Source organism: Saccharomonospora azurea NA-128 (assembly GCF_000231055.2).
GTDB lineage: Bacteria > Actinomycetota > Actinomycetes > Mycobacteriales > Pseudonocardiaceae > Saccharomonospora > Saccharomonospora azurea.
On sequence record NZ_CM001466.1, the window covers coordinates 2,927,794 to 2,937,611 of the forward strand.

General features: G+C 69.2%; 9 protein-coding genes. 8 read left to right on the forward strand and 1 reads right to left on the reverse strand.

Annotated features, from left to right (window positions below):
* Window positions 1-142: 142 nt before the first annotated feature.
* From SACAZDRAFT_RS13235 to SACAZDRAFT_RS13245, 3 genes are all read left to right on the forward strand, one after another.
* Window positions 143-940 carry an ESX secretion-associated protein EspG gene (locus SACAZDRAFT_RS13235; RefSeq protein ID WP_005442474.1) on the forward strand — a complete coding sequence of 266 codons (798 nt, stop codon included), beginning with the start codon at window positions 143-145 and terminating at the stop codon, window positions 938-940.
* A 442-nt stretch (window positions 941-1,382) separates the two neighbouring features.
* Window positions 1,383-4,037, forward strand: a complete 2,655-nt coding sequence (locus SACAZDRAFT_RS13240; protein WP_005442476.1) for a replicative DNA helicase — start codon at window positions 1,383-1,385, stop codon at window positions 4,035-4,037.
* 128 nt (window positions 4,038-4,165) lie between these two features.
* The gene (locus tag SACAZDRAFT_RS13245; RefSeq protein ID WP_005442478.1) at window positions 4,166-4,633 is read left to right on the forward strand and encodes a DUF6194 family protein; all 468 of its coding nucleotides are present in this window, start codon (window positions 4,166-4,168) and stop codon (window positions 4,631-4,633) included.
* A gap of 7 nt (window positions 4,634-4,640) precedes the next feature.
* On the opposite strand, the gene SACAZDRAFT_RS13250 is transcribed toward SACAZDRAFT_RS13245, so the two are convergent.
* Entirely contained in the window at window positions 4,641-5,018 is a 378-nt protein-coding gene (locus SACAZDRAFT_RS13250) for a hypothetical protein (protein ID WP_005442479.1), read from the reverse strand.
* 90 nt (window positions 5,019-5,108) lie between these two features.
* Between SACAZDRAFT_RS13250 and SACAZDRAFT_RS13255 the strand changes: the two genes are divergently transcribed.
* The 5 genes from SACAZDRAFT_RS13255 to SACAZDRAFT_RS13275 all read left to right on the forward strand — a co-directional run bounded on the left by SACAZDRAFT_RS13255 (window position 5,109) and on the right by SACAZDRAFT_RS13275 (window position 9,724).
* Complete coding sequence (locus SACAZDRAFT_RS13255) at window positions 5,109-5,882, forward strand: dioxygenase family protein (RefSeq protein ID WP_005442480.1); 774 nt, start codon at window positions 5,109-5,111, stop codon at window positions 5,880-5,882.
* A gap of 120 nt (window positions 5,883-6,002) precedes the next feature.
* The gene (locus SACAZDRAFT_RS13260; protein ID WP_040927983.1) at window positions 6,003-7,163 is read left to right on the forward strand and encodes an AI-2E family transporter; all 1,161 of its coding nucleotides are present in this window, start codon (window positions 6,003-6,005) and stop codon (window positions 7,161-7,163) included.
* Window positions 7,160-8,311: a MacS family sensor histidine kinase gene (gene macS, locus SACAZDRAFT_RS13265; protein WP_005442482.1), complete on the forward strand. Its 1,152-nt coding sequence runs from the start codon at window positions 7,160-7,162 to the stop codon at window positions 8,309-8,311. Before SACAZDRAFT_RS13260 ends, macS begins: the two co-directional genes overlap by 4 nt.
* Window positions 8,308-8,958 (forward strand): response regulator, encoded by a 651-nt coding sequence (locus SACAZDRAFT_RS13270; protein ID WP_005442487.1) that lies wholly within the window; start codon window positions 8,308-8,310, stop codon window positions 8,956-8,958. The genes macS and SACAZDRAFT_RS13270 overlap by 4 nt, the downstream gene beginning before the upstream one ends.
* A gap of 73 nt (window positions 8,959-9,031) precedes the next feature.
* Window positions 9,032-9,724, forward strand: coding sequence for a DUF1707 SHOCT-like domain-containing protein (locus SACAZDRAFT_RS13275; protein WP_005442489.1), 693 nt, complete (start codon window positions 9,032-9,034; stop codon window positions 9,722-9,724).
* Window positions 9,725-9,818: the final 94 nt, after the last annotated feature.

Consider the following 9,818-nt stretch of genomic DNA (forward strand, 5'->3'; position numbering starts at 1 on the left):
TCGCTGTTCGGAAGCGACGAGCTCACGGCCCCGCCCGTCATCGGCGAGTAGTCCGCTCGCCTCACCCACGGCCTGCGGGCCGGCCCACCTCGTCCTACCTCGTCCTACCTAGTCCGACCTCGGAGAAGGAGCGGGAAGCACCGTGCTGGAACAGCAGGTGAGCATGTCGACGTCCACGATGCTCACCCTCATTCGCCGCATCGGCGCCGAACCCCACACCGTGCTCGCGAGCACGCCGACGTGGGAGGACGAGAGGGCCAGGAAGCGCAGCGACGAGCGGGCCGACGTCGAGTTGGCCCGCCTCGGGCTGCACGACGGCCGGGCCGTGCACCCGGGGTTGCTGGCCATGGTGGAGGCGATCGCACGTCCGGCGCTGGAGTACTACGCGTGGGTCAACGGCGGCGTCGAGGACCGGGCGTTGAACTACACCGTGCTGGCGGGCACGAGCTCCGGCACCGCGTTCGTGCTGGTGCGCCACTCCGATGCCGACGTGGTGGCCGTCGGCTCGATCCATCCTCACGAGCTGCTGGAGAACTTCGTCGCGCAGCTGCCGAACTTCGCCCCCGGCCGCGGACAGCCCGTGCACGTGCCCAAGAGCGTGATCTCGGGGGACCGGCCACGCAGGGAGTTCGACGGCGAGAACTTCTCCGTGATGTCGAACGGGCGGCGGAGTCCCACGGGTGACGCCGCCGCGGAGATCCGCCGGATTCTCGCGCTGCCGAGGCTCGGCGGCGGCAGCCTGTACGTCGCGGGCCGGAACCGGGCCGGCAGGCGGGAACGCGTCGAACGCCCGGTGAACTACATCGACACCGCGGAGGGCCGTTGGCTCACCGAGGAGGTGCCGGGCAGCGGCGAGCCCGCCATCGCCTTCACCCCGGCCACTCCGCACCTGCTCGCCGAGCGGTTACGGAACGCACAGAGCCGCCTTCCCGTCACCTGATTTCGCTCCACCCGTTCAGCCCAATGTCCAGCTACTGAACGCTGGGTCACGTTGTCCACAGGCACGGCCCGGGGTCGCGTGCGGCCTCGGGCCGCGACACGCCGACGGGCGTGTTTCCCGCGACACGCCGAGAAATCTCCCACAAAGTTCTCCACAGGTTATCCACAGGGTTTGACCTGCATCTTTCCGAAAACGGACATGACTTGTCCCCAAGTTATCCACAGATTTCCACAGGCCTGTGGTTGGTTGGGCCCAGTCATCCCCAAGTTATCCACAGGTGCATCCACAGGCTGGATTGCAATGGTCCGTCCGAGCGATCTAGCGTGCCTGCGGACGCGCCGAACCGCGGGCCGTGCGAGCCCGCCCTCCGCACGCCGTCCTGGCCTAGACTGTCGAACAGGTGTTCGACCCTCTGTCGACCTTTCAGGAGGTGCCTGCACCAGTGGCGATCACCGACGACCGCAGCCCCGCGTTCACCGCCGAGACCGGTGGGTTCGAGCGCCAGCCGCCCCAGGACATCGCGGCGGAGCAGTCGGTGCTCGGTGGGATGCTGCTCTCCAAGGACGCGATCGCCGACGTCGTCGAGGTGCTGCGCCCCGGCGACTTCTACCGTCCCGCGCACCAGGCCGTCTACGACTGCATCCTCGACCTCTACGGGCGGGGCGAGCCCGCCGACCCGATCACGGTGTCGGCGGAGCTGGAACGTCGCGGCGAGCTGACCCGCGTCGGCGGAGCTCCGTACCTCCACACGCTGATCGCCACCGTGCCCACGGCCGCGAACGCCGGGTACTACGCGCGCATCGTCGCGGAGAAGGCCATCCTGCGCAGGCTCGTCGAGGCCGGCACCCGCATCGTGCAGTACGGGTACGGAGCCGACAACAACGACGGCGGCGACATCAACGAGGTCGTCGACCGGGCCCAGTCGGCGATCTACGAGGTCACCGAACGGCGCACCAGCGAGGACTACGTCGCGCTGGAGGAGCTTCTCCAGCCGACGATGGACGAAATCGACGCCATCGCGTCGCGAGGCGGCGTCTCGCTGGGCATCCCCACGGGCTTCACGGACCTTGACGAGGTGACGAACGGGCTGCACCCGGGACAGATGATCATCATCGCCGCCCGGCCCGGTGTCGGGAAGTCGACGCTCGGGCTGGACTTCGCCCGGTCGTGTTCCATCAAGCACGGCATGACCAGCGCGATCTTCTCCCTGGAGATGAGCCGCACCGAGATCGTCATGCGCATGCTGTCGGCCGAAGCGAAGATCAGGCTCGCCGACATGCGCGGTGGGCGGATGACGGACGACGACTGGACCCGGCTGGCCAGGCGGATGAGCGAGATCAGCGAGGCCCCGCTGTTCATCGACGACTCGCCGAACCTGACGATGATGGAGATCCGCGCGAAGGCGCGCAGGCTCAAACAGCGCAACGACCTGAAGTTGGTCGTGGTCGACTACATGCAGCTGATGACGTCCGGCAAGCGGGTCGAATCGCGTCAGCAGGAGGTGTCGGAGTTCTCCCGGCAGTTGAAGCTTCTGGCCAAGGAACTGGAAGTTCCGGTGGTGGCGATCAGCCAGCTGAACCGTGGTCCCGAACAGCGCACCGACAAGCGCCCGATGCTGGCCGACCTGCGTGAGAGTGGTTGTCTCACCGCTGCGACACGGTTGCTGCGGGCCGATACCGGCGCCGAGGTGAGCTTCGGCGAGTTGATGCGCACGGGTGAGCGGCCGATAGTGTGGTCGTTGGACGAGCGGATGCGGTTGGTCGCACGCCCGATCACCAACGTCTTTTCCAGCGGTGTCAAGGAAGTCTTCAAGGTCCGCTTGGCCTCCGGCCGCGAGATCGAGGCCACAGGCAACCATCCGATGCTGACGGTCGACGGCTGGTCTCCGCTCCGGCAACTGTCGATCGGTTCGCGCGTGGCGGTTCCCCGTCGCACCCCGGAGCCCCTCGCCATCGAGCTGCTTCCGCAGGCGGAAGTGATCATGCTTGCGCACCTGATCGGCGATGGCTCGTTCGTGAAGCGGCAACCGATCCGCTACGCCTCGACCGACGAGGAGAACCTGCGGGCGGTCAGCGACGCCGCGAAGCACTTCGGCGTCACGGCTGTCCGCGACGAATACACCGCAGCGAGGGTGACGACGTTGCGTCTGCCCGCGCCGTACCACCTCACACATGGCAAGCGAAACCCGATCGCCGCGTGGCTGGACGAGTTGGGCCTGTTCGGCCTCCGCAGTCACGAGAAGTTCGTACCCGAGCGGATCTTCTCCCTGCCGAAGGAACAGATTGCGCTGTTTCTGCGGCACATCTGGGCGACCGACGGCTCCGTAGGGTGGGACGAGACGGCGGGGCAGGCCCGACTGTACTACGCGACGACCAGCCGACGGCTTGCTGACGACATCGTGCGCCTGCTGGCCCGCATCGACGTGTTCGCCCGGATCAAGCGGACGACGAAGTCCGGATACCGGGTGTGCTACCACGTACTCGTCTACGGCGCGGAGAACCAGCTCGCCTTCCTGGAGCAGGCAGGTTGCCACGGTGCTCGGGCGCTACGGGCCGAAGTAGCCAAGAACAAGCTGCGGGCGATCACCGGCAATACCAACCTCGACACGGTGCCGAAGGAGGTGTGGTCACGGGTCCGCGAGCTGTTGTCGGTCCGCTCAATGACACACCGGGACTTCGCCGAGCGGATGGACACCCCGTTCTGCGGGTCCACGATGTGGAAACACGCTCCCAGCCGGACCCGCCTTGCGAAGGCGGCCGCCGTGCTGAACGACGCGGAGCTGGACATGCTGGCCACCAACGACGTGTTCTGGGACGAGATCGTCGAGATCACCAGCCTCGGTGAGCAGCAGGTCTACGATGCCACCGTCGATCAAACACACAACTTCGTGGCCAACGGCATCGTCTTGCACAACTCGCTGGAGCAGGACGCCGACATGGTGATGCTCATCCACCGCCCCGACGCGTGGGAGCGCGACGACCCGCGCGCGGGTGAGGCCGACCTGATCCTGGCCAAGCACCGTGCGGGTCCCACGAGCACCATCAGCGTGGCCCACCAGCTGCACTACAGCCGGTTCACCGACCTCGCTCACGACTGACACCCACGAGCCTTCGGGGTTTGAAGCTTTTTCCGCAATGGCGCAGCTCGTTCTCGGAAAAGCTTCACAAAGCAGTTCAATGACACACTCGAAGGATCGAGATCGGATCTTTCGGAGGGACTGCTCACATGGATGTCGAGGACGTGGTGCGTCACATCGTCGAGTCGTACGAGGGGGTGCACAGCGTCGAGCACGGTGGCGACTGGTTCTTCTTCTACGGACCCGACGGTGACGTGGACATGACCCGAACGTTTCCGTTCGCGACGGTCGTGACGGGCGACCACGGCGAGACCGTGTCGAACCTGGCCGCCGACGGCGCGTACCGGTTGAACCTGGGGCTGACGAAGGCGAGCTACGTCGAGCGGTTCGGCCCACCGCCGACCGAACGGGACGACGCGGGCGTGCTCCGCACCGGCGCCGACTACGCGGCGCGCGACCGGCTCGTGCCGAATCCGTTCTACGCGTCGCAGTACTGGGTGGGCGTGGTGAACCCGAGCCGGAGGACCTTCGACGACGAGGTGCGCCCGCTTCTCGACGAGGCGTACGGGTTCGCGGTCCGCAAGCACGACAACCGGGCGGCGAGGGCCGAGCGCTGACCCGGTCTCACCCGAGCGCCAGCCCGGCCTCGCGCAGGGCCTGCTCGGTGCGCAACCGTTCGATGTCCCGTTCGAAGCCTTCACCGAAGTCGTCGAGGTGGTGCGCGACGCCGACCGACCGGCAGGCCTGGTCGAGCAGGGCGTCGTAGGCGGCGGTCGTCGCGCGGCGCCGGACCAGCGGTGTGCCCGGCTCGAACGTGACGAGCGTCCGGCGCACCCGGCGCAGGTCCTCGGCGATGCGTTCGACGGGCAGGTGGGTCGGTGCGGGCGCGCGCGCCCGCCGTGCCCGGATCGCCGCGACCACGCGCGGCACCTCCGAGACGGCAGCGAAGAGCAGCGTGGGAGTCACCACGACGCCGAGGTAGATCAGGACGTTCCCGGCCATGCCTCATGGTAGGCGCGCCGTCGACGCCGGCACACGGGCTCGCGCCGCGACTATCCTGGTGATTGAAGTTTCAACCTTCAAGGAGTCGACATGGCCGCCCGCATGCCCGTCCTGTACCTGAGCCACGGCGCTCCCCCGCTCGCCGACGACCCCACCTGGACGCGCGAGCTGTCCGGCTGGTCCGCCGACCTTCCCCGCCCGAAGGCGATCCTCGTCGTGTCGGCGCACTGGGAGGAGGCCCCGTTGACCATCGGAGCCACCACGACCGTGCCGCTGGTGTACGACTTCTGGGGCTTCCCCGAGCGGTACTACCGCGTGACCTACCCCGCGCCCGGCGCGCCCGAGCTCGCCGACCGGATCGAACGCTTGCTGCGCAGCACCGACACCCCGGTGCACCGGGACCCGACGCGCGGCCTCGACCACGGTGCCTACGTGCCGCTGGTCGAGATGTTCCCGAAGGCCGACATCCCGGTCCTGCAGATCTCGATGCCCTCGCTCGACCCGACCGTGCTCTACGACTTCGGACGCAAGCTCGCACCGCTGCGCGACGAGGGCGTGCTGATCATCGGGAGCGGCTTCTTCACCCACAACCTGAGTGCGATGCGCACCGGTGTCGACGGGCCCCCGCCGTCGTGGTCGGCGGAGTTCGACCACTGGGGTGCGGAGACCCTGGCCGCGGGTGACGTGGACGCCGTTCTCGACTTCGCGAACAAGGCGCCCGCCGCCTCGCTCGCGCACCCGCGCACCGAGCACTTCGCCCCGCTGTTCGTGTCGCTGGGCGCCCAGTCCACCGGACCCGCGCCGCGCACCGTCATCGACGGCTACTGGTACGGACTGGCGAAGCGCTCGCTGCAGCTCGACTGACACGCGTGTCGGGCCGCGAGCCGCCCCTACCACCACCGGCCGACCCGATACGGTGGCCACGTGAGCGAGTCGGAACACGGAGTTGGGGGCCGTCACGGCCGCGCGAAACGCACGGTGCCCGTGCTGTCGGACGACACGGACGTCACCAACTGGGTGCCCAAGGGGCTGAGGGTCAGTGCCGCCCTGTCGTGGCGGTTCCTCGTCGTCATGGCGGCGCTCTACGTGGTCGTGTGGATCGTCGGCTACCTGTCCTTCGTCGTCGTGCCGGTGGCGATCGCGCTGCTGCTCGCGGCTCTGCTCGCGCCCGCCGTCCAGCGGCTCACGGTGCTGATGCCGAAACCGCTCGCGGCGGCCGTCGTGCTGATCGGCGGGCTCGGCGTACTCGGAGGCCTGCTCACCTTCGTCATCATCGAGTTCACGGGCGGCCTTCCCGAGCTGCAGAACCAGCTGAACCGAAGCCTCGACCAGGTCAAGGACTGGTTGATCAACGGTCCGCTGCACCTGCGTGAGACGCAGATCGTCGAGTTCGTCAACAGCGCGGTCGAGTTCCTCCAGAAGAACCAGGCGTCCATCGCGGACAGCGCGCTGACCACGGCGGGCACGGTCGGGGAAATCCTGACCGGCTTCCTGCTCACCCTCTTCGTGCTGATCTTCTTCCTGGTGAACGGCGAGGAGATCTGGCAGTTCCTCACGCGCGGCATCCCCGAGTTCGCGCGCGGCCGCTTCGACAGGGCGGGTCGCCGCGGCTTCGCCTCGCTGGTGAGCTACGTGCGCGCGACCGCGGCGGTGGCCGTGGTGGACGGCGTGGGCATCGGCATCGGCCTGTGGATCGTCGGCGTTCCGCTGGTGTTCCCGCTGGCCACGCTGGTCTTCCTCGGTGCGTTCATCCCCATCGTCGGGGCGGTCGTGACCGGCGCCGTCGCCGTGCTGGTGGCGCTCGTGACCAACGGCTTCGTGACCGCGCTCATCGTGCTCGCCATCGTCGTGGGCGTGATGCAGCTCGAAAGCCACGTGCTGCAACCGCTGTTGCTGGGCCGAGCCGTCCGCCTCCACCCGCTGGCCGTCATCCTCGCCATCACGGCGGGCATGACGACGGCGGGCATTCCCGGCGCGCTGCTGTCGGTGCCGCTGCTCGCCGTGCTGAACTCCGGCATCAAGTCGCTGATGCACGATCGCGAACCGCAACCGGACGACGGGGACGCCCCGAACGGGGACGACTCCCGGCGGGACGAGTCCCCCGAGGAGCCGAGGGCCGGACGGCGGGAGCCCGACCTGGTATGACCACCTCCCCGTCGTCGTTGCGGGACCCGGTGACACCGCTGTGGTACGGCGCCGTCGTCCTGCGTTGGGTGACTCTCGGCTTCGCGCTCGGTGCCCTGCTCGTGCACCTCGACGGCTACGTCCGGCCCTGGCTCGCCTGGACGGCGCTGGGCGCCATGGTGGTGTGGACGTGTGTGTCGAGCCTCGGCTACCTGCGCCCCGGGGGCCGCACGCCGTGGCTGGTGGTCCTCGACGTCCTCGTGACCTGCGGCATCATGCTCACCTCGCCGTTCGTGCTGTCCGACGTCCAGTACGAGGAGCTCGCGCCGCTGATCACCACGGTCTGGGCCGCCGTGCCGCCGGTCGCGGCGGGAGCGCGGTTCGGCGCCGTCGGCGGGGTTACGGGAGGTCTGGTCCTGACCGTGTGCACCGCCGTGGCGCGGCTGGACGTCGACCTGGACGTGGCCCGCGACGGTGTCCTGCTCACCGCCAGCGGCCTGCTCATCGGCGTCACGGCCACCACCGCCCGCCGGTCACAGGCGGCGTTGGCGCGCGCCATGCGCACGGAGGCCGCCACCGCCGAGCGGGAGCGCCTCGCCCGCTCCATCCACGACAGCGTGCTCCAGGTGCTGGCACGGGTGCGCAGGCGCGGTTCCGAACTGGGCGGCGAAGCCGCCGAACTGGCCCGCCTCGCGGGAGAACAGGAGATCGCGTTACGCGCGCTCGTCACCACCGAACCCGCCGGTGCGTCGGACAGCGACACGGCCGACCTGCGCTCGGCACTCCAACTGCTGTCCACCTCCCGCGTGCAGATCGCGGCACCGGCGGGGGAGGTCACGATGCCGTCGAACGCCGTCGACGAGCTCGTGGCCGCGGTACGGGAAGCGCTGTCCAACGTCGAGAAACACGCGGGGCCGGAGGCGAAGGCCTGGGTCCTGCTGGAGGACTTGGGGGAAGAGATCGTGTTGACCGTCAGGGACGACGGCCCCGGCATACCGTCGGGCAGGCTCGAACAGGCGCTCGTGGAGGGACACCTCGGTGTCGCGCAGTCGATCCGAGGCCGCGTCGCCGAGCTGGGCGGGACGTGCACGCTCGTGACCGCCCCGGGTGAGGGCACCGAATGGGAGCTCCGCGTCCCGCGGCCGAAACCAGGAGGGAGAGCCCGATGACGGTGTCGGTGATGATCGTCGACGATCACCCCATCTGGCGCGACGGCGTCGCCAGGGACCTCGCCGAACACGGCTTCGACGTCAAGGCCACCGCGCCCGACGCCGACGCGGCGACCCGCATCGCCCGCGCCGTGCGCCCCGACGTGGTGCTCATGGACATCAACCTCGGCAGCACCTCGGGCGTCGACGCGACCCGGGCGATCACCGGGGAACTACCGGACACGCGGGTGCTGGTGCTCTCGGCCAGCGGCGAGCACAACGACGTCCTCCAGGCCGTGAAGGCCGGGGCGTCGGGCTACCTCGTGAAGTCGGCCTCCGTGGCGGAGCTGGTGGACGCCGTCCGCCGCACGTCGGAGGGCGATCCCGTGTTCACCGCCGGGCTCGCGGGCATGGTGCTCGGTGAGTACCGCCGCATGGCCGACGCCCCGACGGCGGGTGAGCCGCCACCGCGACTGACCGAGCGGGAGACGGAGGTCCTGCGGCTCGTCGCCAAGGGACTCACCGCCAAGCAGATCGCCGATCGGCTCGTGATCTCGCACCGCACCGTGGAGAACCACGTGCAGTCCACGCTGCGCAAACTCCAGCTCCACAACCGCGTGGAACTCGCCCGCTACGCCATCGAACACGGCCTCGACCGCGACGCCTGAGGACGAACTCGGGGTCGGGTTTCAGGGTTTCTCCGGATCCCCGGAAGGTCCTCCGCTGCCTAGCATCTTCGGTGTGAGCAACGACAACGCCGAGCAGCACCAGCAGGACAGCGCCGAGGCAGGCCTGACCCCGGAACAGCGCAGGTTGCGCGGACTGCGCGTGTCCGACGCGGAGCGCGAACACGTGGTGGAGCTGCTGAAGGCGGCCATCGGCCGGGGCATGCTCACCCTCGACGAGTTCAGCGAGCGGGCCGACACCGCCTACGCGGCACGCACCCGCGGTGAGCTGAACGAGGTGCTCACCGACCTTCCCGGTCTGGTGCACCCGGAGGCTCCGCCGATGCCGGGCTTCGGTCACCCGATGGGCGGGGTGGCCGGGGCCGGGGCGACGATGCCGTCCTCGTTCACCTCCGGGGAGCCGCTGGTGCTGCGGGCCCACGGCTCGACCCTGGTGCGCAAGGGACGGTGGGCCGTGCCCTCGACGCTGGTCGTGCGCAACCGGTACGGCGAGACGCGGCTCGACTTCACCGAGGCGGTGGTGACCAGCGAGGTCGTGCAGGTCGAGATCGACATCAAGTGGGGCGCGGTGCACCTCGTCGTCCCCGACCACGCGGCGGTCGACCTGAACGCGCTGCACGACATCAAGTGGTCGACGATCAGCGACAAGACACGCGGACACGTCGGCACTCCGCAGTTCGTCGTCACCGGGCGCGTGCACGGCGGTTCGCTGAACGTGCGGCACCCGCGCAAGGGGCTGTTCTTCTAGCTCCCCCGGTGCGTCGTGGTGCGCTACTGGACCTCCGCCACCGCGATGCGGGCGGCCGCCGCCGTCGGCGCCGCGAGCGCGGCCTCGGCGGCAC